This window comes from Candidatus Nitrosotalea sp. TS (assembly GCF_011319465.1).
Taxonomy (GTDB): domain Archaea; phylum Thermoproteota; class Nitrososphaeria; order Nitrososphaerales; family Nitrosopumilaceae; genus Nitrosotalea.
Map to the genome: position 1 here is coordinate 30866 of NZ_RCMB01000019.1, position 23777 is coordinate 54642.

The 23777-nt window shown below is 38.7% G+C and carries 32 protein-coding genes and 3 pseudogenes; 21 read left to right on the forward strand and 14 right to left on the reverse strand.

All coding sequences use genetic code 11. The features are described from left to right. Positions 1–271 precede the first annotated feature (271 nt). Positions 272–532 (forward strand): hypothetical protein, encoded by a 261-nt coding sequence (locus DYY67_RS09205; RefSeq protein ID WP_320416042.1) that lies wholly within the window; start codon positions 272–274, stop codon positions 530–532. Here the strand turns inward: DYY67_RS09205 and DYY67_RS09210 are convergent. Next, positions 498–1484 carry a 2-hydroxyacid dehydrogenase gene (locus DYY67_RS09210; protein WP_166392582.1) on the reverse strand — a complete coding sequence of 329 codons (987 nt, stop codon included), beginning with the start codon at positions 1482–1484 and terminating at the stop codon, positions 498–500. The two genes, DYY67_RS09205 and DYY67_RS09210, sit on opposite strands and share 35 nt — an antisense overlap. 256 nt (positions 1485–1740) lie before the next feature. Between DYY67_RS09210 and DYY67_RS09215 the strand changes: the two are divergent. The 3 genes and pseudogenes from DYY67_RS09215 to DYY67_RS09225 all read left to right on the forward strand — a co-directional run bounded on the left by DYY67_RS09215 (position 1741) and on the right by DYY67_RS09225 (position 5168). Further along, positions 1741–3656 (forward strand): annotated as a pseudogene (locus DYY67_RS09215) (2-oxoacid:ferredoxin oxidoreductase subunit alpha). Beyond that, positions 3646–4611 (forward strand): 2-oxoacid:ferredoxin oxidoreductase subunit beta, encoded by a 966-nt coding sequence (locus DYY67_RS09220; protein WP_166392583.1) that lies wholly within the window; start codon positions 3646–3648, stop codon positions 4609–4611. Before DYY67_RS09215 ends, DYY67_RS09220 begins: the two are co-directional and overlap by 11 nt. A gap of 122 nt (positions 4612–4733) precedes the next feature. After that, positions 4734–5168: a hypothetical protein gene (locus DYY67_RS09225; protein WP_166392584.1), complete on the forward strand. Its 435-nt coding sequence runs from the start codon at positions 4734–4736 to the stop codon at positions 5166–5168. Here DYY67_RS09225 and DYY67_RS09230 read toward each other — a convergent pair. The 5 genes from DYY67_RS09230 to DYY67_RS09250 all read right to left on the reverse strand — a co-directional run bounded on the left by DYY67_RS09230 (position 5161) and on the right by DYY67_RS09250 (position 8338). Then, the gene (locus DYY67_RS09230; protein ID WP_166392585.1) at positions 5161–5694 is read right to left on the reverse strand and encodes a hypothetical protein; all 534 of its coding nucleotides are present in this window, start codon (positions 5692–5694) and stop codon (positions 5161–5163) included. The genes DYY67_RS09225 and DYY67_RS09230 overlap by 8 nt on opposite strands. A gap of 107 nt (positions 5695–5801) precedes the next feature. After that, positions 5802–6230 carry a hypothetical protein gene (locus tag DYY67_RS09235; protein ID WP_166392586.1) on the reverse strand — a complete coding sequence of 143 codons (429 nt, stop codon included), beginning with the start codon at positions 6228–6230 and terminating at the stop codon, positions 5802–5804. Between the two features lie 66 nt (positions 6231–6296). Beyond that, positions 6297–6845, reverse strand: coding sequence for a hypothetical protein (locus DYY67_RS09240; protein ID WP_166392616.1), 549 nt, complete (start codon positions 6843–6845; stop codon positions 6297–6299). A gap of 44 nt (positions 6846–6889) precedes the next feature. Next, positions 6890–7660 carry a coenzyme F420-0:L-glutamate ligase gene (gene cofE, locus DYY67_RS09245; protein ID WP_166392587.1) on the reverse strand — a complete coding sequence of 257 codons (771 nt, stop codon included), beginning with the start codon at positions 7658–7660 and terminating at the stop codon, positions 6890–6892. Between the two features lie 48 nt (positions 7661–7708). After that, on the reverse strand, positions 7709–8338 hold the full coding sequence (locus DYY67_RS09250; RefSeq protein ID WP_166392588.1) for a hypothetical protein: 630 nt from the start codon (positions 8336–8338) through the stop codon (positions 7709–7711). A gap of 89 nt (positions 8339–8427) precedes the next feature. On the opposite strand from DYY67_RS09250, the gene DYY67_RS09255 reads away from it, so the two are divergent. From DYY67_RS09255 to leuD, 4 genes are all read left to right on the forward strand, one after another. Continuing rightward, complete coding sequence (locus tag DYY67_RS09255) at positions 8428–9699, forward strand: 3-isopropylmalate dehydratase large subunit (RefSeq protein WP_166392589.1); 1272 nt, start codon at positions 8428–8430, stop codon at positions 9697–9699. Then, positions 9696–10178 carry a LeuD/DmdB family oxidoreductase small subunit gene (locus DYY67_RS09260; RefSeq protein WP_166392590.1) on the forward strand — a complete coding sequence of 161 codons (483 nt, stop codon included), beginning with the start codon at positions 9696–9698 and terminating at the stop codon, positions 10176–10178. Before DYY67_RS09255 ends, DYY67_RS09260 begins: the two co-directional genes overlap by 4 nt. A gap of 65 nt (positions 10179–10243) precedes the next feature. Then, complete coding sequence (leuC, locus tag DYY67_RS09265; RefSeq protein WP_166392591.1) at positions 10244–11656, forward strand: 3-isopropylmalate dehydratase large subunit; 1413 nt, start codon at positions 10244–10246, stop codon at positions 11654–11656. 1 nt (position 11657) lies between these two features. After that, positions 11658–12248 (forward strand): 3-isopropylmalate dehydratase small subunit, encoded by a 591-nt coding sequence (gene leuD / locus DYY67_RS09270; RefSeq protein WP_166392592.1) that lies wholly within the window; start codon positions 11658–11660, stop codon positions 12246–12248. On the opposite strand, the gene DYY67_RS09275 is transcribed toward leuD, so the two are convergent. The 6 genes from DYY67_RS09275 to DYY67_RS09295 are packed head-to-tail and all read right to left on the reverse strand — an operon-like array spanning position 12229 to position 14902. Further along, positions 12229–12765, reverse strand: a complete 537-nt coding sequence (locus DYY67_RS09275; protein ID WP_255493106.1) for a nucleotidyltransferase family protein — start codon at positions 12763–12765, stop codon at positions 12229–12231. The genes leuD and DYY67_RS09275 overlap by 20 nt on opposite strands. Then, positions 12762–12965 (reverse strand): nucleotidyltransferase family protein, encoded by a 204-nt coding sequence (locus DYY67_RS11200; RefSeq protein WP_255493107.1) that lies wholly within the window; start codon positions 12963–12965, stop codon positions 12762–12764. Before DYY67_RS11200 ends, DYY67_RS09275 begins: the two co-directional genes overlap by 4 nt. Before the next feature lie 2 nt (positions 12966–12967). Further along, positions 12968–13411, reverse strand: a complete 444-nt coding sequence (rpsI, locus tag DYY67_RS09280) for a 30S ribosomal protein S9 (RefSeq protein WP_166392593.1) — start codon at positions 13409–13411, stop codon at positions 12968–12970. Next, positions 13411–13887 (reverse strand): 50S ribosomal protein L13, encoded by a 477-nt coding sequence (locus DYY67_RS09285; RefSeq protein ID WP_166392594.1) that lies wholly within the window; start codon positions 13885–13887, stop codon positions 13411–13413. The genes rpsI and DYY67_RS09285 overlap by 1 nt, the downstream gene beginning before the upstream one ends. Continuing rightward, complete coding sequence (locus DYY67_RS09290; RefSeq protein WP_166392595.1) at positions 13880–14227, reverse strand: 50S ribosomal protein L18e; 348 nt, start codon at positions 14225–14227, stop codon at positions 13880–13882. Before DYY67_RS09290 ends, DYY67_RS09285 begins: the two co-directional genes overlap by 8 nt. Positions 14228–14266: 39 nt before the next feature. Then, on the reverse strand, positions 14267–14902 hold the full coding sequence (locus DYY67_RS09295; RefSeq protein ID WP_166392596.1) for a DNA-directed RNA polymerase subunit D: 636 nt from the start codon (positions 14900–14902) through the stop codon (positions 14267–14269). An 85-nt stretch (positions 14903–14987) separates the two neighbouring features. Between DYY67_RS09295 and DYY67_RS09300 the strand changes: the two genes are divergently transcribed. From DYY67_RS09300 to DYY67_RS09340, 10 genes and pseudogenes are all read left to right on the forward strand, one after another. Continuing rightward, positions 14988–15674 (forward strand): ribosome assembly factor SBDS, encoded by a 687-nt coding sequence (locus DYY67_RS09300; protein WP_166392597.1) that lies wholly within the window; start codon positions 14988–14990, stop codon positions 15672–15674. Then, positions 15674–16376: pseudogene (rrp4, locus tag DYY67_RS09305) on the forward strand (exosome complex RNA-binding protein Rrp4). The gene DYY67_RS09300 and the pseudogene rrp4 overlap by 1 nt, the downstream one beginning before the upstream one ends. Then, positions 16357–17074, forward strand: a pseudogene (gene rrp41 / locus DYY67_RS09310) (exosome complex exonuclease Rrp41). The pseudogenes rrp4 and rrp41 overlap by 20 nt, the downstream one beginning before the upstream one ends. Before the next feature lie 2 nt (positions 17075–17076). Then, complete coding sequence (rrp42, locus tag DYY67_RS09315) at positions 17077–17880, forward strand: exosome complex protein Rrp42 (RefSeq protein WP_166392598.1); 804 nt, start codon at positions 17077–17079, stop codon at positions 17878–17880. A 1-nt stretch (position 17881) separates the two neighbouring features. Further along, positions 17882–18097, forward strand: a complete 216-nt coding sequence (locus DYY67_RS09320) for a 50S ribosomal protein L37 (protein WP_166392599.1) — start codon at positions 17882–17884, stop codon at positions 18095–18097. Next, positions 18081–18326 carry a KEOPS complex subunit Pcc1 gene (locus DYY67_RS09325; protein WP_166392600.1) on the forward strand — a complete coding sequence of 82 codons (246 nt, stop codon included), beginning with the start codon at positions 18081–18083 and terminating at the stop codon, positions 18324–18326. The genes DYY67_RS09320 and DYY67_RS09325 overlap by 17 nt, the downstream gene beginning before the upstream one ends. A gap of 23 nt (positions 18327–18349) precedes the next feature. Then, positions 18350–18739, forward strand: a complete 390-nt coding sequence (locus DYY67_RS09330) for a prefoldin subunit beta (protein WP_166392601.1) — start codon at positions 18350–18352, stop codon at positions 18737–18739. A gap of 75 nt (positions 18740–18814) precedes the next feature. Next, the gene (locus DYY67_RS09335) at positions 18815–19453 is read left to right on the forward strand and encodes an ERCC4 domain-containing protein (RefSeq protein WP_320416043.1); all 639 of its coding nucleotides are present in this window, start codon (positions 18815–18817) and stop codon (positions 19451–19453) included. Between the two features lie 38 nt (positions 19454–19491). Beyond that, positions 19492–19689, forward strand: coding sequence for a rhodanese-like domain-containing protein (locus DYY67_RS11205; RefSeq protein ID WP_255493108.1), 198 nt, complete (start codon positions 19492–19494; stop codon positions 19687–19689). Then, positions 19670–20251, forward strand: a complete 582-nt coding sequence (locus DYY67_RS09340) for a sulfurtransferase (protein WP_255493109.1) — start codon at positions 19670–19672, stop codon at positions 20249–20251. Before DYY67_RS11205 ends, DYY67_RS09340 begins: the two co-directional genes overlap by 20 nt. On the opposite strand, the gene DYY67_RS09345 is transcribed toward DYY67_RS09340, so the two are convergent. Together DYY67_RS09345 and DYY67_RS09350 are read right to left on the reverse strand one after the other, a co-directional pair. Then, positions 20237–20713: an NOB1 family endonuclease gene (locus DYY67_RS09345; RefSeq protein WP_166392602.1), complete on the reverse strand. Its 477-nt coding sequence runs from the start codon at positions 20711–20713 to the stop codon at positions 20237–20239. The genes DYY67_RS09340 and DYY67_RS09345 overlap by 15 nt on opposite strands. After that, positions 20703–21518 carry an NAD(+)/NADH kinase gene (locus DYY67_RS09350; RefSeq protein ID WP_166392603.1) on the reverse strand — a complete coding sequence of 272 codons (816 nt, stop codon included), beginning with the start codon at positions 21516–21518 and terminating at the stop codon, positions 20703–20705. Before DYY67_RS09350 ends, DYY67_RS09345 begins: the two co-directional genes overlap by 11 nt. A gap of 90 nt (positions 21519–21608) precedes the next feature. On the opposite strand from DYY67_RS09350, the gene DYY67_RS09355 reads away from it, so the two are divergent. The 3 genes from DYY67_RS09355 to DYY67_RS09365 are packed head-to-tail and all read left to right on the forward strand — an operon-like array spanning position 21609 to position 23757. Further along, entirely contained in the window at positions 21609–22454 is an 846-nt protein-coding gene (locus tag DYY67_RS09355) for a sulfurtransferase (protein ID WP_166392604.1), read from the forward strand. Beyond that, entirely contained in the window at positions 22432–22764 is a 333-nt protein-coding gene (locus DYY67_RS09360; protein WP_166392605.1) for a hypothetical protein, read from the forward strand. Before DYY67_RS09355 ends, DYY67_RS09360 begins: the two co-directional genes overlap by 23 nt. A gap of 36 nt (positions 22765–22800) precedes the next feature. Next, complete coding sequence (locus DYY67_RS09365; RefSeq protein ID WP_166392606.1) at positions 22801–23757, forward strand: 4Fe-4S dicluster domain-containing protein; 957 nt, start codon at positions 22801–22803, stop codon at positions 23755–23757. Positions 23758–23777: the final 20 nt, after the last annotated feature.

Here is a 23777-nt window from a genome sequence, read left to right on the forward strand (position 1 = left end):
CTTGATCTGAAAAAAATCTAAACCATGGTGTTAAACTCTTTGCAATCACATTTTTTTCCATCAGAATTTACATGGATGCAATATCCGTGAGGAAAATGATCATGTCTGGGATGACTGCAATCTATCCTATTGCATATCTCGTAAAGACTCATCCTTTAGTGTAGTTTTGGTAGGATAAAGAGAATGCGGTTGACTCAAGACACTATGTTATCATGCATGGATTTACACATATTCGACCAAACTTAATATTGTTAGATGGCAAAACAAACTCGTGTTTCCAGAACATTGTTCAATTAGGAAAAATGGACAAGACTGTCCAATGCCGCCAGAGTTTGTCATTTCTATAAAATCTAAGGATGATGAATACATGGTTGGAGTCACATGTGACAACCACAAGAAAATGTTTGTTGATAGACTGGGTTCCTTACAGAAAGAAGGTAAAGTTCCGCAAGGATCGATTCACTTTGCAGATCTAAAACCCGTGGGAACAAGTTGTATTAAAATCGACCCAAACGACCTGATTCAACTTTAACTTGGTAGATTGGTTTTTTTCCAGCAAGTGAGAGAATCAAGTTTTTTACTGTTATTTCTGCCATCTCTCTTCTGGTTTCTACGGTTGCGCTTCCAATATGCGGAGTTATCAGCACGTTTCTTAATCCTGTTAAATGATTTGAAATGCCTATGGGTTCATTTTGAAATACATCCAAGGCAGCACCTGCGATAATTTTTTTCTTTAATGCTGCCACAAGGTCCTTTTCATTTATTATCTTGCCTCGTGCTGTGTTTACTAGAAAAGAAGTTTTCTTCATGCTCTTGAGCCGTTTCAGATTCACTATCTCATGTGTCTTTGGTGTATATGGAGCATGGATGCTTACTACATCACTTCTTCTGAACAACTCATCAAGTGAAACATATTTTGCATTCAACCTCTTTTCTTCTTGAGGGGAAAGCCTTTTTCTGTTGTGGTATAACAATTTCATCTCAAAACCAAGTGCTCTTTTTGCAACTGCCTTGCCTATTCTTCCCATTCCAAATATGCCTAGGGTTTTTCCGGAGAGATCCGTGCCAAGAAACTCGTATGGCCCAAATATGGTTCTCCATTCATTTTTGCGAATCAGTCTGTCTCCCTCGCAGACTCTTCGAAATAGAGCTAGTACGAGTGCCACGGTAAGATCTGCTGTAGCCTTTGTAAGTACCTCTGGGGTATAACTTACAGTAATTCCTTTTTTTAATGCGGTATTGACATCAATGTGGTTGTAACCAACACTAAAAGTAGAGATTGCCTTGAGCCTAGTTCCTGCATTTATTACATCTGAATCGATTCTGTCGTATGGATAACAAATTAAGCCATCTTTGTCCTTTATTTTGGAGATGAGTGAATCCTTCGATATTGGAATCTTTCCAGTATGGATCTCAACTTGGTATCTCTTCTTCAATTCTTTTACTGCAAAATCGTGCAGACGTCGAGTAAGCAAAATCTTCATTGAAAAAAGCACTCAAAAGGTCATTATAAAAACTCATTTATAACAAGTCTGTATAATAATATTGAATTGAAACACAAAGAAGAGTTTGCAGTTTGTGTTCAATGTAGTAATCCAATTGAAAAATGTGTTTGTGTTTGTCCATTTTGTGGCGAGCGTGATAAATGTGAGTGTGCATTGTTTGATGCTGCTACCGGCGGTTAAGTCGCAAAATAGGAATTATAGCATTATTAATATTTGATGACTGTCTAGATTCGTCGTGGCGTCAATAGATTTAACGTGGGTTATAGGCGGCCCTCAGGGAGGCGGCGTTGAATCTGCAGCTAATATCTTTGCTGGTGCCTGTGCTGGATGCGGTCTGAAAATTTTTGGAAAAAGAGAATATTATTCTAATATCAAGGGAGAGCATAGCTATTTCGGGGTAAGGGTTTCCGACAAGGAAGTTCGTTCTAATATATCTGGAATTACAATGCTTGCGGCATTTGACGCAGAAACTCTGTTCAGACATACTGATGATGTACACGATGACGGCGCAATTGTATACGAGTCTGATCTTGAGCAGGTTAAGATTGACGAAATCCCGACTCTTGACAAGCCATTCAAAGAAAGATTAGAGAAATATCTTTTGTCAAAGAATAAACCGTTTACTGTACATGGAGTATTGGAAGCAGCAAAAGAAAGAGGCGTCATTTTGTATCCTGTATCCTTTAAGACAATACTTTCTACTCTGGCAGATGAAATGAATAATCCTACCATTCGAGGAATGTTTCGAATGTTAAATGTCCTATCTGTGTCGGTATCAATTGGTTTGCTGGGTTTACCGCCTGACACTCTGTTACGATCTGTGGATAAGGTCTTTTCAAGCAAGCCCAAGATTGCAGAGATGAATAAACATGCCGCAAACTATGCATATAATTATGCGACAGCCAAATATCAGAAATTCAAATATCAACTATCTCCAATTCAAAGTAACTCTGATGTTATTCTAGTACAAGGTTTCCAATCTACTGGTCTTGGAAAATTAGCTGCTGGATGCAGGATTTCAATCATACTATCCAATTACACCCGCATCCGACGAAAGCGTATTTTTGGAATCAAATGAAACATTTGATGTTGAAAATAATAGGCCAGGCTCTACCATAATAGTACAAACAGAAGATGAAATTTCAGCAATAGGAATGTTGATTGGGGCTGCATTGACAGGTGCAAGGGCTGCAACTAGTACCTCAGGTCCTGGATTTTCTCTTATGGCAGAAGCGCTTGGTTGGGCTGGAATAAACGAAGTGCCAATTGTAGTTACACTATACCAAAGAAGCGGTCCCTCAACAGGACTTCCTACTAGACATGGACAAGACGATCTGCTCTTTGCGATATATGCAGGCCACGGTGATTTTCCTAGAATTGTTTATGCGTCAGGTGATACTGAAGAGGGATTTTATGATGCCGCAGAATGTTTCAATTTTGCAGAAACATTCCAAATGCCTGTAATTCACATGATGGATAAATTCATTGCAAGTACTGTGTCAACTGTAAAAAGATTTGATCCAACAAAGGTTACAATTGAACGAGGCAAGCTCTTAGAGAAAATCGTTGATGATAATTACCTGCGTTTTGCCCCCTCTGAAGATGGCATATCGCCAAGATCTAAGCTAGGGCTTGAAAATGGTATATTCTGGAATACCGGAGATGAAAGCGATGAACAAGGTCATATCTCCAGAAGATCCAGTGAATAGAATGTACAAGATGGACAAGCGAGCAAAGAAGATTGAGGTGGCGTTAGAAACAATTCCAAAGGAAGATCAAGCGGTAAATCATGGAATTTCTGACTTTTGTATCGTAAGCTGGGGCTCTACCAAAGGCCCAATTCTTGATGCAATTGAAATGCTGAAAAAAGACAACTATAACGTTGGGTTTATACAAGTAAAACTATTGCATCCGTTCCCACAAGATCATGTCAAATCTTTGCTAAAAGGCGTCAAAACCATAATAGACGTGGAAGCAAATTACTCTGCTCAACTAGGAACATTACTAAATGAAAATTTGGACCGTAAAGTTGACTATTATATTCTCAAGTATACTGGAAGAGCAATGACTTGTACGGAATTATATGAGTCAATTAAAAAAATAATAGACGGAAAGGCGGAGAAAAGACAGGTGTTATCATATGGCGTCTAATTTATCAGATTACAAAACCGAGGTGCACAATGACTGGTGTCCCGGCTGTGGCGATTTTGGAATTGTAAGCGCTATTCAGATGGCGCTTGCAGAAATGGCAATACCTCGTCACAAGGCTGCGATCTTTTCAGGAGTCGGATGTTCTGGCAAGACGTCTCATTTCGTAAATGTCTATGGTGTACACACGCTACACGGAAGAGTAATGACTTTTGCGCAAGGCGCCAAGCTTGCAAATCCGGAAATGACAATAGTTGCTGCAGGTGGTGATGGAGATGGATTGGGTATAGGTGCAGGACATTTTGTAGCAGCAGGAAGAAGAAATGTGGACATGACCTATATCATATTCAATAATGGTGTCTATGGCTTGACAAAAGGGCAAGCTTCTCCAACTCTTAAGCTTGGCTTGAAGACAAAATCGCTTCCAGAACCTAACGTAAACCAATCCGTGAATCCAATTGCATTGGCAATAGCTAGCGGTTTTACATTTGTTGCACGAGGATATGCATATGATGTCAGGCAACTAAAAGATCTAATCGTTGCAGCCGTGAAACATAGAGGACTTTCTTTTCTTGATGTCTTACAACCATGTCCTACGTATAATGACATTAACACAAGAGATTGGTTTGCAGGAATGGATAATGTTGACGAAATAACAAAGAAACCGCGTCCACGAATCTACAAGTTGGAGGATACTGGGTATGATCCAATTGTGCATATAGATTCACCAGATGAAGAAAATGAAAAGTTAACACAAGCCCTCATAAAGTCAAATGAATGGGACTCAAAAATCCCAACTGGAATATTTTATAAAAATGAGATGATTGCTCCATATGATGAAAGGATAGCGGATAGAATTCCAAACTATCTTGAAAATCCTCCGGCATATCAAGAAATTTCATCAAACGGCAAACCCATAACAGATATTTCAAAAATTCTAGATTCACTTCAAGTCTAAGGTGAGTTTTTTCCTGTAAAGAATAATCTGTACGTTCTTGATACTAGTGACCCAATTTGTTAAATCCCATTAACGACAATGATATAAGTTATTAGCATGATGAACAGAAGAGTAGTTCTACATTGAATTTAGAGGAAGTTAACAAGATATTCCGCAAATCAATTATCAAGGGATACTTCGAGCCTAGCCTTCTGAACCTGGATTTTAAAAAGTCAAGCATAAAACATCCCACCATGAGAGATGATGGTCTCATGCAAACAAATTTTCTTCATCTGTTCTTTGATATTGAAACCGGCTCTGACTATCCTGATGGTGACGAGTGGTTTATGGCAGAATTTCTCTTTCCTTACAATATCAAACTTCCTGATAGCCTGAAAGGTCCAGATTACTTTAGTACCATATCAGTTGGTGAAGGAAAGAATTTCTGGAGACATCGAGAACTCATCAGATACAAATACGGTAAATCAAAGAAGCTTGAAGAGTCTTTAGATTTTATAGAAAAAAAATATCGCGAATTGAACTCTCTACTAGAACCTTTGGAAAAAGAAATCAAGTAATTTTCCATTCGTTTTGTGAAAACGTATAAGTTTCATTTTCTGACGTAGCTGAATTGATATTCCATCTCCCAGTTCTATCATCAAAATAATACATAACTTCTGTGATGCTGGCAGGTATCTTGTGTGGATCAAGATGATAAGGAAGAAGTTCCAAAACAAAATCTGTTTTTTCTATGGCTGCATCAAACAAATTTCTATTGTCTAGATCTAGCGTGAACTTTATGCTTGGCTTGCCAATGAATTTCATGTAAATTCGCAGTGTTTTTCCTCCTCCTCGTCGTCTTTTCAATTCTTTTAGAATTGCCTTGAACTTGTCCCATCTTGCATTTCCAAACCACTTGAAGAAGGCATCACTGAATGCAAGAGGAAAAACGATATCAATCATTGTGGTAAAATCCTCGTCAGGCTGTTCTTGTGAATCTTCCTCTACTTGGAACAAGCTATGGAGCAGGCTGTATAGAACTTCTAATTCCCAAGGGGATACTCCATAGAATTTTAGCGAAAGAGGAAGCTTGGCTGCACTCATCAACATGTAATTCTAAAAAATTCTAATTAAAGTTTCAATCTTATTTTAGGAATAGATCTTGGTTTCTACTCGTCCAAGTCCAAATTCTACCCTGCATTGGCATATTTCTAAATGGCGTACAAATGACTGATTATGTGGAATCTGATTAGTTCGTTTGCCCTTTTGTATTGGTATTCCAGGTCTCCTATTTTTGCATAATAGATATCGTCTAGAATCTCCTTTTCCTCTCTTGTTACCCTTCTGTCTAGTAGGTTGTCATAACTGGGTCCATCATAAAATATCATCTTGGTAAGTTCTATGGCCTTGTATGCAAATGAATTGTTATGCAAAACAGCATTTCTCTTCTTTGTTCCAATTGCTTCTCCAATAAAGCAATGTTTACTGTTTTCCTGTCTTAGCGTATCGTTGACTATGGATGATGATATGGCGAGTCTTTGTGTCTGGGAAAGATGATTCCACAGGTACTCGACTTTTTTCAGGTATTCTAGCTCATGTGTATCTAGTCGATGGCTGTTGTCATACCATGACATTGCCATGTATTATCTAGGCAGAGGATTGATTTAAGATTTGAACGGCAATGATTGTCCTGTCTTGTAAGAGGGCTAGATTGTCAGTATGTACTTGAAGAGGTACAGGATGCCTGTTGCTCCTATGAAAAATACCATTGGCTTCCAAGCCAAAACTGGAAAGCTTGGGGTTTTAAGCTGAACCTTGTAATTGTCAACAATTGCCTTGACATATTTTCTTATTCTTTCATTCCATATTTTGTATTCAATTTGATGCTTCTTGAGGAGAGACTCTATTTCGTACAAGACTGGCGTTCGCTGGCAAAAGAGGTGCTGCAAATAGTCTCGCGAAACCTCAACTTCGGCCTGTATTGCTACCAGCCCTTTTTTCATTTCAAGCAGCCTGACATGCATCTCCCAGGGCTTTTTCAGTTTCAATGAAAGGCCGTGGCCTATCTGCAGTGTCTGCTTGTGCTCAAACTTGACATGAGTAAAACCCTCATGAGCGAAGACTTTCAGCAATTCGTCAACGCTTTTCTTTACTACGATGGTGAGCTGTTCTACTCCGTTCTTGTCCACTTTTACCATCTCACTCATTCCATCTAGGAGTGATACCGTCTTTGGATACCGGGTGAAGAATTCCACCATATGCTGCCGTCAAATCTAGCTCTATTAAAACTATGGCTGCATCAGATTCTTGTTCCAAGTCCACGAACGTACACACATTGATCATATGAAACAGCCATTTCATTCTCCTGGATTCTTCTATCTGTGAGTCTGGCACCAGAGTCTCTAATGAGTGCAGCAGGAATAGCTTCAGCTCCTTCTCCCATCTTGAGATTTGCAATGGATGCTAGATCATCTGCCACAGCTTGAAATGTAACTTTGAGTGGATTTCCGTACAAATCTTTTTGACCTCTAAGATCTGATAATGGCTCTATCCCGGCACATGCAATTGCAACACCTACAGTTCCCGACCTTGCTGGCATCAACCTGCTATCTATTATGATTATTCCAACGTGAACATTATATGTTAACAGAAATTTGCGTCTTAGCTGTTCTGATACGGCGTAAGGATCAATTGGGTATAAAATAACGTCTCCTTTTTTTGCATTAGATTTGTCAATGCCTGCATTTGGCGCCATGATGTAATCTGAAGATGTTATAACAAATCCCGGAATCCCGCCAAAAATAACATCTGATTCTCTTAGAATAATCTCGGCTATTTTCGGTTTAATGTGAAATTTTGACGCAATAGTTCCCGCCTCCAAAGATGGAGACACTTTGTCATATTCCACTGTTCTTCCTTGAGAATTTGCAACATACTTGCTTGATATCACAATGACGTCTCCATCTTGAAGTTCTAATTCCTCCGTTTCAAGATCTGATTTTAGGCTCTCAAACAGATCAAACCTCTCAGCCTTTGGCAAGGACTTTATTGAAAATACTGAAAGCGACATGAATGATTCATAACCGAATTTACTATTTAGCGTTCTGCAGGTATGGTACTATTCCGGTATACTTGATTTTTTGTTCTTTGAGATGACCTTTTTTCTGACCATGAATGCCACTATGCCTACGGCAATAGCGACAAGCACACCATCTAACAAAAGATGGTTATTGTCATTGTTGGTAGTATCTATATTGACATTAGAACTACTCTCAGATGTTGTGTTGGAAACCGTTTGGTTTGCTGTTTGTAATTCTCCTTGGGATACATAAATTGGGAAGGTAACCTCATCAAGTGAAACTGAGTTGTCTTTTGAGAGTGCAGTGTCATTTAGATCAATTTCCACTTGATAATTTCCTGGTTTTTCAAACTCGTATGGTATTCCTACCTTTCCAGTAATTGTTGATCCTCCTGGTAATGTGAGAATCTGGCTTGTTTCATTTTTTATGATAAAGTTGTAGTAAATGTCACCACGTAGAACTTTACTCTGTGGATCTATGAACTGAATGAGAATAACAGTAAGCTGACCTGTAACAGGATTTGCAGGAGAGGTTGAGAGGTTAACAAATGCCAGTCCTTTACTTGATAATCTAGTCTGCGGTGCAGATTCTTCTTGCGCATAAACTGCATATTGGAATAATGATAAAAACACGATTAATACTGATAATTTTAAAAGTCTTGAAACCAACTTTTTTTAGATGATTTTCAAGGAATGTAAATCTTTGTAGGCGGCTCTTTCTGCAAACGTTTTAATTTCTAAAAAAGATATTTCTTTTATTGAATATCACTGAAAAGATTCTGGCTAGAGCATCAGGAAAAACCAAAGTGTCTCCAGACGATGTCATATTTGCTAATGTGGATAAGGTGATGGTACATGATGTATCTGGACCTGGAGTAATAGCTGTATTTGAAAAATTAAAGAAGACTGGAATGAAGATCGAAAAATTATGGGCTCCGGAAAAAGTGTGGGTTGCCGAGGATCATTTTGTACCTGCAGCTGACAAAATATCTGCTCAAAATGTGGTATTGTTGACGCAATTCACAAAAGAGTATGGCATAGAAAAGCATTTCAAATATGGCATGGGTCAGTATGGGATCTGTCACACACTTTCTCACGAAGAGGCAATGGTTTTACCAGGCGAGGTCTATGTCGGGGGTGATTCGCATACAAACACCACTGGAGCACTAGGTGCATTTGCAGCAGGACTTGGACATACTGATGTAGCGTATGTTCTATTGAATGGAAAGATCTGGTTCAAGGTTCCAGAAACAATCTACTTTAAGCTAAATGGAAAATTGCCTGACTATGTAATGGCAAAGGACTTGATATTGAAAATAATTGGTGACATTGGTACTGATGGTGGTGCATACAAGACAATGCAATTTGGAGGATCTGGAATTTCCGAAATGTCTGTTGAGGAAAGACTAACTCTAACTAACATGACTACAGAAGCTGGGGCAAAAAGTGGAATAATTGAACCAGATCAAAAAATACGAGACTATCTTGCACAGAGAGGAGCTACAAATTACAGTGAAGTTCACGGAGATCCTGACGCTCAATATGAAAAAACCTACGAATATGAGGCGTCTGAACTTGATCCAATTGTAGCTAAACCATTCTCTCCAGAAAATATCACAGTCGCACGGGAACTATCATCTGTATCGCTTGACAAGGCATACATTGGTTCATGTACTGGCGCAAAACTTGAGGACTTGAGAGCTGCGGCAAAAATACTTAAAGGAAGAAAAGTAAAGATTAGAACTGAAGTACTTCCTGCCGCGATATCTATCTTCAGAAAGGCAATGGATGAAGGGCTTGTAAAGATTTTCATGGATGCTGGCGCCATGGTGGGTCCACCAACATGTGGTGCCTGCTGTGGTGCACATATGGGAGTCTTGGCAAAAGATGAGGTGTGCATTAGCACCACAAATAGAAATTTCCCAGGCAGAATGGGTCATGTTGAATCAAAGACGTATCTTGCTTCACCCCTTGTTGCAGCTGCATCTGCAATCACAGGAAAAATCACAGATCCGAGGGACATTAAATGAAAGGCTCTGTAATAAAATATGAAAGGGACAACATTGACACAGATGTAATATTGCCAGGTCCATACCTAAAAATTCATGATTACAATGAGCTTGCAAAACATGCCATGGAGGGAATTGACAAAGATTTTCACAAAAAAGTAAAACCAGGCGATTTCTTAGTTGCGGGTAAAAACTTTGGCTGCGGCTCTTCAAGGGAACATGCACCAATAGCACTATCGTACTCTGGAGTCAAGGCAGTTCTGGCATTGTCCTTTGCAAGAATATTCTATAGAAATGCAGTAGATGGCGCATTCTTGTTACCTATTGAGATAGAAGAAAATGCCTACAAGGACATATCTGAAGGAGATCAACTCGAGATTGAAATATCTAAAAATGAAATAAGGAATATGACAAAAAATGCGACCTACAAAATAAAGCCATTTCCAGAATTGATAGGAAAAATAATTGCAGCGGGCGGATTGTTCAACTACAAACCATAGAAAATCTACTCCGTAACAATTGTTCGTTATACCATTATATCTCCGATTTGAATGTGAATAATTAGATGGCAAAGACCTTGTTTGAAAAGATCTGGGATTCACATGTAGTAAAAGAAGGCAACGGCCGTTCTCTGTTGTATGTTGACAGACACCTAGTGCATGAGGTTACATCACCACAGGCTTTTGATGGACTACGCATGAATAAGAGGAAGGTACGAAGAACAGATCTTACTTTTGCAACCATGGATCATAATGTGCCAACAAGCAACAGGTCATTACCTATACTGGACCAAACCTCTGCAACGCAGATAAAGGCACTTGAAAGAAACTGCAAAGAGTTTGGAATTGAGCTTTTTGATATTAACAGTCCAAATCAAGGAATAGTTCATGTCATAGGTCCTGAACTTGGAATAACCTTGCCTGGAACAACAATAGTCTGCGGCGATAGTCATACTTCCACTCATGGAGCTTTTGGTGCACTTGCTTTTGGAATTGGTACAAGTGATGTAGAACATGTACTGGCTACTCAATGCATATGGATGGAAAAACCAAAGACATTTGAAATTAGGGTGGAAGGAAAACGAAAGAACCCTCATGCGATAACTGCTAAGGATATCATACTTTCAATAATACGACGGATTGGTACTGCCGGAGGCACAGGTACCATATTTGAGTATAGGGGAGAGACAATCTCAGAACTTAGTATGGAACAAAGGATGACTATATGCAATATGTCAATTGAAGGAGGTGCAAGAGCAGGTCTTGTAGCTCCAGATGAAAAGACATTTGATTATTTGAAAGGGCGAAGATATGTTCCCAAAAATTATGACAAATTAGTAGAATATTGGAGAGAAAACTTGAAGACTGATAATAACGCAAGATTTGATAAAAGTTTCACATTACATGCGGATACAATTGCGCCTCAGGTAAGCTGGGGAACAAATCCTGCAATGACTATTGATGTCACAGGCAAGGTTCCATTTCCTGAGGAATATGCAAAAGGAAACCCTGAGGAAGAAAAAGCTGCAACCAAAGCCCTACAATATATGGGACTCAAATCAGGAACTTTGATTACTGATATTGAACTAGACAGAGTTTTCATTGGATCTTGTACAAATTCTAGATTGGAAGATTTGACTGAGGCTGCAAAAATAGTAAAAGGAAACAAAGTTTCATCAAAAATAAGGGCGATGATTGTACCTGGCTCACAGCATGTGAAGAAACAATCCGAAGAATTAGGCCTTGATAGGATCTTCAAAGATGCAGGTTTTGAGTGGCGAGAATCAGGATGTAGCATGTGTCTTGGAATGAATCCTGATATTCTATCTGCTGGTGAAAGATGTGCAAGCACTTCTAATAGGAATTTTGAAGGCAGGCAAGGTTCTGGTGGTAGGACCCACCTTGTTAGTCCTGTAATGGCGGCCGCTGCTGCAATTCGTGGTCATTTTGTTGACGTACGTGAGTTGGATTTGAACTGAGATGGAACCTTTCATAACAATCAAAAGTATTGCAACTCCACTTGACAAGGTTAATGTTGATACTGATCAGATAATTCCGAAACAATTCTTAAAACTGGTTCAAAAAACTGGGTTTGGACAATATTTGTTTTATGACTGGAGATATGAAAAAGATGGAACTGAAAAAAAAGACTTTGTTTTAAATGAACCAAAATATAAAAATTCAAAGATATTGTTAGCAAGAAACAATTTTGGATGTGGATCAAGCAGAGAACACGCTGCTTGGGCGCTTCTAGATTTTGGGTTCAGAGCTGTCCTGTCTACATCATTTGCTGATATTTTTTATAACAACTGTTTCAAAAATGGAATATTACCAATAAAGGTAAATGAACAAGTATTACAGAAATTATTTGAAAGTAGATCTGAGATTGAAATAGATCTGCAAAAACAAACCATAATCAATGATGATACATCTATATCTTTTGATATTGAACCTCATTGGAAAAAAATTCTCCTTGAGGGTCTTGATGATATTGCAGTTACACTACAACATAACGACGAGATCTCAAAATATGAAGCCGCTCAAAGAAACTCTAGCCTTGGAGTTTCTTAATTATTGTATTTACCAGTTCTTTTTCTCTTTCAACACGACCTGGTGAATCCACATCAATCCATGGATTCTTTCCTATATCGTAAGCACTAATCTTTCCTTCTTTTGATAATGGTTGGAGAATATCATATGAAAGATTCATTTCTTTTCTTTTATCTTTTTTTGACTTGATGATCTTCAGAATTTTTGAGTTTAGGATGTAGATTCCAAGACATTCGGCCATCTCGAGTTTTATTGTTGGTTTTTCCCTAAATTCAACGACTATTCCATTTTCTACTATGGCATAACCTGTCTCTTCCTTCCTGTACTTTCTGGTAGCTATTGTAGCTAGGGTATTTTTTTCTCTATGAAACTGATACATATTTTTGACATCAAGAGGGGTCAGGTTATCAACAAACCATAGCAGAAATTCTGAATTTTTTTCCAGAATCTTATCTAGATGTACTAGATCTCCACCAGTCCCACTTTGAGAATCTTGAATAAATCTGAAGTGGCTTTTTTGCCCTTTTGTAATTTTCAAAATATTTTTCTATTTGTTTGCCTAAATCCATCAAAATCTGCAAGGATGATTATATCCTCTATGATCTTAAATGATGATAGGTATTCCACAATGTGAGCAATTAGTGGTTTTCCATGAACCGGTATCATTGCTTTTGGAATATAGTCTGTAAAAGGCCTTCCACGTGTTCCACGCCCGCCGGCCAGAATTACAGCTTTCAAAGCTACCTGTATGATTTCTGTTTTCTTCTTCTAGCACTAGGGCCGCCAAATTTCTTTGGTTCTTTTCTTCTGTCGTCGCCGCTAAGCAAGTGTTTATCGTATTCTGAAATTTTCTTTTTTAGATCTTCGCGAACTGTTCTTGTAAATGGATGATCTTTTGGCTCTTTTCGGGTCTTTGTCCAACCTGTCAAAGCTCTTGATATTGCAACAGCACTTGCATATGATTGTCCCATAAAACCGCCACCACGTACTTTGACTGAAAGATCAATTTTGTTTCTAAGTTCTCCTGTGATTTCAAGCGGGGCAAGAATTACTTCTCTTGCTATTTCTTGTTGCATCATCTCTACTGGAACATTGTTGATTCTAACTCGACCTGCTCCCTTTGTGATAAAGGCATGAGCACGTGCAGTTTTTCTTGATGCGAAATAACCTTCAAGTTTTGCCATTATTCGTGCCACCCTACAGTTCTGCCTAGCTCTCCAAAAGTTGTATAATATGCAGCCGGCCTTCTTATCTTTGCATCTTCAAACTGAGTAGTCTTTTTTGATTTTAATTCATTTGGAACTCCCAAATATGCTCTCAGTCTCTTTAAGGCTGTCTGACCAGAAGGCTTGTTCTTTGGAAGCATACCTCTTACCATCTTTGTGATCATTGTATCAGGTCGACGAGGATGGAATGGACCAAATTTAGGATTGTTAATACTTGCTACCTCGAGAAACTTTCTATATTCACCAATTATCATATGTCTGTCACCACTGAGCATGATGTTTTCAGAATTTACAATTGAAACTCTTGTACCGTTTATCAATAATTTTGCTACGTGTGAACACAGTCTTCCAGCTACCTGGTTTGTACCATCTACTATTATGTCCTGAGGCTTTTTGGATTCTGTCTTTGCCTGTGTCTGTTCTTGTTTAGCCAAGTATTTTCACTCCTTTACCTGTTGGGTTATTCTTGATCATCTGTGCAAAGTCTATGATCTTTCCTCCTGATTGTGTTATTTTCTTTGCTCCTGTTGTGGAAATTGAGAAAGAGCATAATGTTATCTTGTGTGAAATGTTTCCAGTACCCAGAACCTTTCCAGGTACTATGACTATGTCATTATCGCTTACGAACCTGTCAATTTGACCTAAATTGAGTACTCTTTTTGTTCTGGCTGGTTTTAACGCCATCTCTGAAAGTCTCAACCAGATGGGTGCCTTGTTCTTCTTTGAGGCCACTTTGAGTTCTTTTGCCATTCGTATGACAACTTGATTAGTCATGTGTACTTATGCCAATTTTTACCCAAATATAATATATGCTCAGCCAAGTGCTGCCATTGTCTGCTGAAATTCGCCCAGTCTCTTCTCTAACTCTTCAACTGCTGCTTTTACTACTTCGCCTGGGGTCAAACTTCCTACAGTTTCTACCGTCAAAATATGTTCGTCAACGTTGTTACCTTGAGTTAGAACTGAAACTGTCGCAGAATTCCATTTTGCATGCTCGCTACCTCGTCCAAGTCTTGCATAAGCTTCAATCTTCAACTTTTGGCCTGGCGCCAAAGCCACGATGGGAATATTGGGATTTACTGGCTTTACAACTTCATCTTCAGAACTAAGATCTTGTGACGTAACAGTGCGAGTTGTGTCAGAATTACCAGAATCTAGCATCAATAAGACTCTACAACGACTACATCCTAACTCGCTATTGCAGTCACAGGCGGAAGGCTCTACGAATCTAGAAAGGTCTGTTTTCAATGGTAGCATGGCAAGTCTGTGCGATACGCCTTCATCTGCCAAAACTGAAGAATTTTCGATCATTACAACATCATCAATTGCAAAGGTAGGCACACCAGAAAGGCAAATCCTTCTGAGCGCATTGGCATATTGAAGCGGTATTCCCTTTAATTTAACAATAATTCTATTTTCATTTTCTTCAATTATCTCTAGAGAAGTCAAACCTTGTGGATGAAGACTGAAATTCCAAATAAAAATCTAGCGAGTTTTTCTGTATAGATAAATACCAAGAATGGATACCTCAGTCATGGATAAAGTTACGGTTGTTAGGTTGTCTGTAGAGGGCGAAAAGTTCGAAATTATAGTAAAACCAGATCCTGCCCTTGAGTTTAAACTTGGCAAAAGAAAGGAAGTTTCAGGTGTCCTAGTTTCAGATGAAGTGTATTCGGATTCAAACAAAGGAACAAGGGCATCCACAGAAAAACTGATGAAAGCGTTCAAAACCACAGATTCTATTTCTATTGCAACAATTATACTGCAAAAAGGAGACCTTAATCTCACTACAGATCAGAGACGAAAGATGGTCACAGAAAAACGTAAACAAATTGTAGATTCTATTGCAAAAAGCTTTGTAGATCCACGATCCCATCTTCCGCACCCGCCGCTTAGAATAGAACAAGCAATGGATGATGCTCGAATCTCAATTGATCCGTTTAGAAACGTAGATGAACAAATTAAAGAAATTGTTGAACAACTCCGATCAATTATTCCACTCAAGTCGGAAAATATGTTACTTGAAGTTGTGGTACCTGCACAATTTGCAGCTCAATCTTATTCGGTATTGAAGTCATTTGGTTCTTTGAAGAATGAAGAATGGCAATCAAATGGATCTCTTAAAGTAATACTAGATATACCGGCTGCGGCAAGAGCAAATGTGATTGATAGGTTGGGTTCGGTAACAAAAGGTACTGCTTCTGTTGAGGTTTCGAAATGATGGACATAAAAAGAAGATATGTCATACCTGGCGACGTTATTGTAACCGGACCATTGAGACCAGAGCAAAACGTATACCAAGAGGGCGACAGAATTATTTCAACCTGTGTTGGAATATCTGAAATTTTCGAGAATGCTGTAAGAGTAATCCCACTAACGGGCGTATATGTACCAAAAACAAATGATTTGGTAATTGGAAAAGTAGTTGGAACTTCTCCGTTGTCTTGGGAGTTTGACATTAATTCTTGTTTTATAGGCTTTTTACCAGCTCAGGATGTTTTTGGCAGAGATTATTCTCCAACTAAGGATGAATTAAAACAAAGATTGAACATTGGAGACTTGGTAGCTGCAAGAGTAGCAAATTTTGACAGATCACGAGATCCGCTTTTGAACCGTTCAAGATAGAGATCTAGGTAAAATTGATGCCGGTGAGCTAATCGAGATAGCTCCGAGCAAAGTACCTCGACTGATAGGCAAGAGAGGCTCAATGATCCAATCTATAGAAATGGCAACAAAGGCAATCATAACAATTGGCCAAAATGGATGGATTGTAGTATCTTGCGACGATCCAGAGGGATTATTAAAGGCAATTGAGGCGGTAAAAATGGTGGATGCCCTAGCGCATACGCCTAACTTGACTGAAAGAGTCAAATCTATGCTAGGAATACCAGAGGATGAAAATAATGACACAATTAATGAGTGAAGATGGAATTAGATGTGATGGGAGAAGAGTAGACCAATTAAGAAATATCTCGATCAAAGTTGGCGTTCTAAAGAATGCTGATGGGTCAGCATATATCGAATTTGGTAAAAACAAGATTCTTGCAGGTGTCTTTGGACCAAGAGACGTACATCCAAAACACATGGCTAATCCTGATACTGGAATTTTGCGTTGCAGATATCACATGTCGCCATTTTCTGTAACTGAGAGAAAAAATCCAGCTCCATCAAGAAGAGAAATTGAGATATCCAAAGTACTAAAGGAAGCACTTCAACCAGCCTTAATCTTGAAAGATTTTCCAAGAACTGTTATTGATGTATTTGTGGAAGTTCTTCAGGCTGATGGTGGTTCTAGATGTGCTGCTCTTGATGCAGCGGCAGTTGCATTGGCAGATACTGGTATACCAATGAGAGACTTGGTATCTGCATGTGCAGCAGGTAAAGTAGCTGATAGAATAGTTCTAGATGTAAACAACGAAGAAGATCAAGAAGGACAAGCAGACATGCCTGTTGCAATAATGCCAAACTCCGGAAAAGTTACTTTGATGCAACTTGATGGAATCTTGACATCGGAGGAATACAAAACATGCTTGCAAACAGCCATAGGTGGCTTGCAGACAGGTCTATGAGGTTCAAAGAAGAGCTCTTATTGAAAGATACTTTGAAAGTGGAGTGCAATAAAATTGGAATCTGTAATAATTGATCAATTAAAACGAGATAAAATCTTAGACTTGCTCAAGCAGGGAAAAAGATTGGACGGTCGTGCCCTTGACGAACAGCGTCCTCTGAGCATAGAAACAGGAGTTATTCCAAAAGCAAATGGTTCTGCTAGAGTGAAGCTAGGAAATACCGAAGTCATTACGGGAGTTAAAGTCCAGCCTGACAAGCCATTTCCTGACTTGGGAGACAAAGGAATTCTTATCTGCACTGCTGAAATTCTTCCACTTGCTGATCCACATGTAGAGCCTGGACCTCCAACTGAGGAAGTAATTGAACTTGCCAGAGTTGTAGATCGTGGTATAAGAGAGACTGAAATGATTGATCTGCATCAACTTGTTTTAATTGAGAACAAGTCCGTTGTAGGGATATTCATTGATAGTAGTGTTATTGATTCTGATGGAAATCTCTTTGATGCCTGCTCATATGCTTCAGTGTCTGCAGTACTTTCCTCAACCATTCCAAAATACGAAATTAAAGATGAAGCACCCGTCTTAGTTGAAGGAGTCACATCAAAGCCTCCTGTGAAGACATTGCCAGTTTCAGTTACTATGGCAAGAATAGGGGATTACATAATTGTAGATCCTACCAAGGATGAAGAAGCATGCATGGACGCAAGAATTACTATCACCACAAACTCTGCAGGTAATATTTGTGCATTGCAAAAGGGTGGGGAAGATGGATTCTCAGTTGATCAACTTTTAAAGTGCTCAGAACTGGCACTCTCCGTGGGAACAAAAATAAGGAAGAAGCTAGAACAGTTGATGTAGTATGGCAAAAGGTAAAGGAGCTTCGCTAAAAGGTCTGGGTCAAAAGTATGGATTAAAACCACGCAAAAAGTTCACTGCAGTACATAGACTTCTAAAGACTAAGCGAAGATGTCCTGACTGTGGCTCTATTCAATTTGGTAGAGAGGCAGTAGGTATATGGGTATGTAAGAAGTGTGGTTTCAAAGTAGCAGGCATGGCCTATGACGTTAAACTATAGCGCTAAAATCCAAGTTTTTGCTGGTAAAAAAAACAAGGCAATTTTCAAGTCTTTAGAAACTGATAACAAATTTTATGATGAAAATCCAACTCAGACAAAAATGACGCTTGATAAGGAAATAGAAATTCTAATTGACACTCAGGAGATTGCACATCTTCGCGCCAACTTGAACTCTACATTACGTCTGATTCAAACAAGTAATGACGCAATAGAATCGGTAAAAATATAAGCAAAACAACTACTGGGACAAGCATGTCCTCAGGAGAACAAATTCCACCATGGTTACAAGAACAAGTAGGGAGATTACAACAGTTACAACAAAATCTTCAATCAATCATGGCTCAAAAGCAACACCTTGAGGCAGAACAACTTGAAACAGAAAGAGCTCTTGAGACGTTAAAGAAGACAGGTGATAATGACGCTGTGTACAAGGCAGCAGGTTCGATTCTTGTTAAATCGACAAAACCCATTCTAGTTTCAGAGCTTGAGGAAAAAAAGGAACTTGCAAATACTCGTATAACTGTACTAACGAAACAAGAATCTAGACTTAAGGAAAATCTCAAAGAATCTGAAACAAAAATCAGAGAAATGTTACATGGATCTACTGCTCCAACTGGACAAAAAACAGATACTCCTAAATAAAATACTCGCTGAATTTTAGCGGTTCAATGAAGATCGAAGACATGCGAATGGTAATTGACGAACGAGAAAAAAAGAGTGGTCATTCCTGATCTTTTAAAAGAGATTGGAGTAAAGGTGGAGATGAAAAATATCCCAATAGGGGATTATATCGTTGCCTCTGAAACAGTGGTTGAAAGAAAAAGTATTCATGATTTTATTTCATCTGTTTTTGATGGACGGTTATTTGATCAATGCAATAGACTGAAGGAGCATTTTGAACATCCTGCAATCATTATAGAGGGTGACATTGACGAAATAAACCAAATTGCCGAAAACCCGCTAGTCTTCTACGGCGCGATTTCCTCTGTAGCTCTAGATTTCAAGATACCTGTTTTACCAACCCCAAATGCGTCAAATACCGCTAAATTGTTAGTTGCAATGTGTGCAAGACAAGAAAAGACAAAAGGTCCATTCTTGAAGAAGATACGAAAATCAGGAAATATACATCACCAACAATTGTCTGTTTTATCCAGCTTGCCTGGAGTAGGTGAAAAACTTGCATCAAGGATGTTGGAAAAATTCGGGTCTCCAAGTAATTCCTTTAGTGCATCCATCGCAGAACTTTCAAAAATAGAAGGAATGGGTGAATCACGTGCACAAAAGATACGAAATCTACTTGATGCAGAAATAAAAAATGACAAAAAAATTGGTCAGAAAACTTTACATGATATTTGACATACAATAAAATACTGCTGATTGACTTTAACAACTAAATGATAGTTTCTCATTCTTGGCTGGCAGAACATTACAATGATCCAGATCTTATCATATTGGATTCTCGAGGAAGTGTTGCCTATTCATATGCACACATACCGCGGTCCCAGCCTCTTGGTGTGGAAAAAGTAGTTACAACTACTGATTCTGGCGCAAATCTTGTCCTAGAACCTGAAAATGCCTGCAAGCCTGTTTAGCTCTCTTGGAATTGATGAGACAAAGACTGTAATAGTATATGGAGATTACATGGATCCATCTGCAGCCAGGATAGCCTGGACTCTGCTATATTATGGGCATGAAAAAACAAAGATTCTTGACATTGGAATTAGAAGCTGGCATCAAAAAGGACTTGCAATCACAAAGGAGGTCCACAAACCAAATCCTACTACTTTTGTGCCAAAAGTAAATTCTACTATTCGAATAGAGGCAGAAGAACTTCAAAAGAGAATAGATTCGGCTTTTATCATTGACGCTAGATCACCGCAAGAGTATATGGCGGGCAGGATACCAAATTCTGTTCTTTTTCCTTTTACTGATGGCGTGGGAGAAAAAGGTGCTCTTTTCAAAGAAAAGGATGAACTCATAAAGATATTTGAAGAACAAAAAATCCCAAAAGACAAAGAACTTGTGTGCTATTGTGCGCTTGGCCATAGGGCAGCAAACGTGTTCACGCAGCTTAAGATTGCTGGTTATGAAAATGTCAGACTGTATGACGGTTCACTAGCTGACTGGATGGGACGAAGACTACCGCTTGGATGATTTACGTCTTATTTTGCTTCCGCATATTGGACAAATAGAAGCTTTTGATGAACTCGATTTACAGCCAGGACAAAAGTAAACCCAACTTATCTTGTCTGCACCTTTTGTCATAATTGGAATGACTTTCAAATTCAGATGTTTTGCTACATTTGAAACTGCAAAATCATCTGTCATTAATTCTCCTCCTAGCTGCAAACATAACGCAATAACTGAAATATCTTCTTTGGAAAGCTGTTGATGATCTCCACTCTCTTCTGCTTTTCTGAGTGCCATCTCAGTAAATTTACTTTCAGGTTCAACAATTTTTAATCTGTTTGATTCGATTAGAATCATTATTGCATCTTGGCTTTTTTTGATATGCTTGATTTCCTCAAAAACTAGCGGTGTGGTATAGCTGATATCCTGTGACGCAAATGGTATGCCTGCATAAAAAGAGGTAGCATCTAAAATTCTAAAAACCAAGCTTGCTCATCTGTCTCAGACCTCTTTTCTTGAGTCTTACAAACACTGCGTGTTTTTTGTATTTTCTAATTGTGATGACCTCATCAAATCTTGCAGTCTTGATTACTTGAGCATCCATGATTATATTGGAATCATGACTGCTTAGTATCTCAATTTTTTCATCCGGCACTACTATGGAAGGTAATTTGTTGACTGGCGCTACCGGTGTTATTATTAGAACATCCAAGCTTTCATGAAGAATTGGACCTCCTAAAGAATATGAGTGTCCAGTTGAACCGCTTGGAGTGGCAATTATCACGCCGTCCATTCTTTGTGTGACGGTATCATTTTGGAATCTTATCTCAAAAAGTGATGTTTTGGTTAGATTTTGCCTGTTAATGTATATCTCATTTAGTGCAGGAGGAAATTCTTGTCCTGCACAGGATGCAACTACGCGAGTTCTTTTATCAAGAAGTATGTTGCCCGATATTATCTGCTCTATTGCAGTATCAATCTCTGGCATAGTTATTTCTGATAAAATTCCTCTATTGCCTCCAACATTTATGGCCAAATTTGGAGTCTCATTTTCTAAATATCTGAAGGTGCGCAGAGTGGTACCATCACCGCCAAGCGTGATTGTAAGATCAAGCTTTGCAGTTTTGAGATCTTCTAATTCATCTACTTTCTTGGCTCCTTCAACTTGAACTGGAGATACTGTGTGTACTCTTATTTTTCTCTCAAGTAGTTTCTTCGCTACTTTCTTTGCTGCGTCTTCTGCTTCCTTTGAGCCAACTTTGCTGACGATGGCTACATTATTGAGATCCAATCAAGAGTACTATTCTAATTTTACTTAAAAAGCATATGATGGGTATAAAATATTAAGAACCATCTTCTGTAATTCAGTTAGAAAGACGTTATGACCTACGCACATCCTGAAGTTTTGATAGACACTGAGACAGTGGCAAAAAACATAGGTAATAGCTCAATTAAGATTGTTGAAGTTGATTATGATCCAGAGAATGCCTACCGACAGGGACATATTCAAAATGCCAGTCTGATTTGGTGGAAAAGAGACATCAACGATCCTGTGACCAGAGATATAATTAACAAATCTCAATTTGAAGAATTAATGTCAAGAAATGGAATAACATCTGATTCAGAAGTAATTCTTTACGGTGATTTCAACAACTGGTTTGCAGCTTTTGTTTTTTGGATATTCAAGTATTATGGACATGAAAAACTAAAGATCATGAACGGTGGCAGGAAAAAGTGGGAAATGGAGAAAAAGCCATATACAAAAGAAGAACCGCAGATTCAAAAAACAAAATATGTGTCAAAACCACCTAACGAAGGAATGCGAGCTTATCTATTTGATGTGAGGAGAGCCCTTGACAAAACAGACACTGTTCTAGTTGATGTACGTTCTCCAAAAGAATTCTCAGGGGAAGTTACAGCTCCGGCAGAATATCCTATGGAACATGCTCAGAGGGGAGGACACATTCCAGGTGCACATAATATTCCATGGGCTACTGCTGTAAATGACACTGATGGTACTTTCAAGGCTGTTGACGAATTAAAGAAAAATTACGAACCCAAAGGAGTTACACCAGATAAAGATGTGATTTGTTATTGTAGGATAGGAGAGAGATCATCTCATTCATGGTTTGTCCTAAAGTATCTGTTGGGATATCCGCAAGTTAGGAATTATGATGGCTCTTGGACTGAATGGGGTAATATGATTGGAAACCCAATCGAAAAATAATGAGTCCGATCAGGAACTTCCTGTACTAAACAAAGGAATATTCTATGCCATAAGGGATGGTTCTACTGATCTCATCATGGAAGACAAAACCAAGCGAGGTCTTACAGTACAAGAACAAGCAATAGATGAAAAATACAACGTAATTTCAGAAAAAGGGATGATCTATGATATGGATGGTATTGGCCATAAAGTTGGCATACGGTGGTTCTTTCCTAAGGACAAGTATAGTTTTGAGAGGGTATTAGAGCATGCCAAAGAGATGGAAGAAAGATACCGAAAGATCCGTGAAGAGACTTGCCCGGACTACTGAGAAGAGTTTTTAAAGACTTTTTCTAATAATAATAACATGTCTCTGCTTCTAAAAGATAAAGTATACTCTGTCCAGTCTGCCACTTCAAAGAGAGGGATTTACCCACTACACAGCTATAAACTAGGACTTTATCGCCTGCCAATAAAATTGGAAGACAAGTATGAAATAGATTCCATTGTTAGCGGTTTTAAGAAAGTTTTTGTCATGGATCAGTTTGCTGACCGAGTTTATGCGACATATCGCTGGAAAGAGGAGAACATGCCAGATCCAGATGAACGAGGATACAAACAGATTGAGCTTGAAGTTCAAGTTGAAGTTGTAACCGGAGAGGTAGTTGACATGATATATCAAATCTATCCAATTGAAAAATACGGTGACGGTTTATGGGTCAAAGATTATAGAAGAAAAGCTGATGCAAATGCTAAGATGATGATTGATACTATATTGCGCAATAGCATTCTTGCCGACAAGATGATTGAACACATTGTGAAAACTAAACAAGTAGAACCAGAGATTGCTATCAAAGAACTGGAAGAGATGACACCATTGGCACAGATAGTTCCAAATGCCAAACCAAAACCAAAGCCAGCTGCACCTCCGCCCGGACAAGAGGCACAACAACCAGTAGAAATAGAAACCCCATCTGGAGCAAAACAGGGACCAATAGATGTTGAATTCAAATCAAAGCTCAAAGTAACTGAAACGTTTACTGCTCCATCAAGTAGTAACAAGATCAAGATCTTTGGACCAAGAAAAGGAAACGAAGTGTTAGGTATATGGGGTGAATTTGTCTCAGTAGATTTTGATGTCTGTGTGGGAGACGGTGCATGTATTGACGCTTGTCCTGTCAAGGTTTACGAATGGGCAGACTTTCAAGGAAGTCCATCATCTGATAAAAAGCCACTAATGGCAAGAGAACCAGATTGTATCTTCTGCTTGGCATGTGAGAATGTTTGCCCTGTTCAGGCAATCAAGATCTCAAAGAAGGGCTAGTAAAACAACGGTAAGGCTAT

Bases quoted from the DNA above. Each gene is read 5' to 3' on its own strand.
- DYY67_RS09210 (WP_166392582.1), bottom strand. From the start codon at position 1,484: ATGAAGATTTTGCTTACTCGACGTCTGCACGATTTTGCAGTAAAAGAA.
- DYY67_RS09220 (WP_166392583.1), top strand. From the start codon at position 3,646: ATGGCGTCTAATTTATCAGATTACAAAACCGAGGTGCACAATGACTGG.
- DYY67_RS09230 (WP_166392585.1), bottom strand. From the start codon at position 5,694: ATGAGTGCAGCCAAGCTTCCTCTTTCGCTAAAATTCTATGGAGTATCC.
- DYY67_RS09235 (WP_166392586.1), bottom strand. From the start codon at position 6,230: ATGGCAATGTCATGGTATGACAACAGCCATCGACTAGATACACATGAG.
- cofE (WP_166392587.1), bottom strand. From the start codon at position 7,660: ATGTCGCTTTCAGTATTTTCAATAAAGTCCTTGCCAAAGGCTGAGAGG.
- DYY67_RS09260 (WP_166392590.1), top strand. From the start codon at position 9,696: ATGAAAGGCTCTGTAATAAAATATGAAAGGGACAACATTGACACAGAT.
- leuC (WP_166392591.1), top strand. From the start codon at position 10,244: ATGGCAAAGACCTTGTTTGAAAAGATCTGGGATTCACATGTAGTAAAA.
- leuD (WP_166392592.1), top strand. From the start codon at position 11,658: ATGGAACCTTTCATAACAATCAAAAGTATTGCAACTCCACTTGACAAG.
- rpsI (WP_166392593.1), bottom strand. From the start codon at position 13,411: ATGGCAAAACTTGAAGGTTATTTCGCATCAAGAAAAACTGCACGTGCT.
- DYY67_RS09290 (WP_166392595.1), bottom strand. From the start codon at position 14,227: ATGACTAATCAAGTTGTCATACGAATGGCAAAAGAACTCAAAGTGGCC.
- DYY67_RS09300 (WP_166392597.1), top strand. From the start codon at position 14,988: ATGGATAAAGTTACGGTTGTTAGGTTGTCTGTAGAGGGCGAAAAGTTC.
- DYY67_RS09320 (WP_166392599.1), top strand. From the start codon at position 17,882: ATGGCAAAAGGTAAAGGAGCTTCGCTAAAAGGTCTGGGTCAAAAGTAT.
- DYY67_RS09325 (WP_166392600.1), top strand. From the start codon at position 18,081: ATGACGTTAAACTATAGCGCTAAAATCCAAGTTTTTGCTGGTAAAAAA.
- DYY67_RS09330 (WP_166392601.1), top strand. From the start codon at position 18,350: ATGTCCTCAGGAGAACAAATTCCACCATGGTTACAAGAACAAGTAGGG.
- DYY67_RS11205 (WP_255493108.1), top strand. From the start codon at position 19,492: ATGATAGTTTCTCATTCTTGGCTGGCAGAACATTACAATGATCCAGAT.
- DYY67_RS09340 (WP_255493109.1), top strand. From the start codon at position 19,670: ATGCCTGCAAGCCTGTTTAGCTCTCTTGGAATTGATGAGACAAAGACT.
- DYY67_RS09355 (WP_166392604.1), top strand. From the start codon at position 21,609: ATGACCTACGCACATCCTGAAGTTTTGATAGACACTGAGACAGTGGCA.
- DYY67_RS09365 (WP_166392606.1), top strand. From the start codon at position 22,801: ATGTCTCTGCTTCTAAAAGATAAAGTATACTCTGTCCAGTCTGCCACT.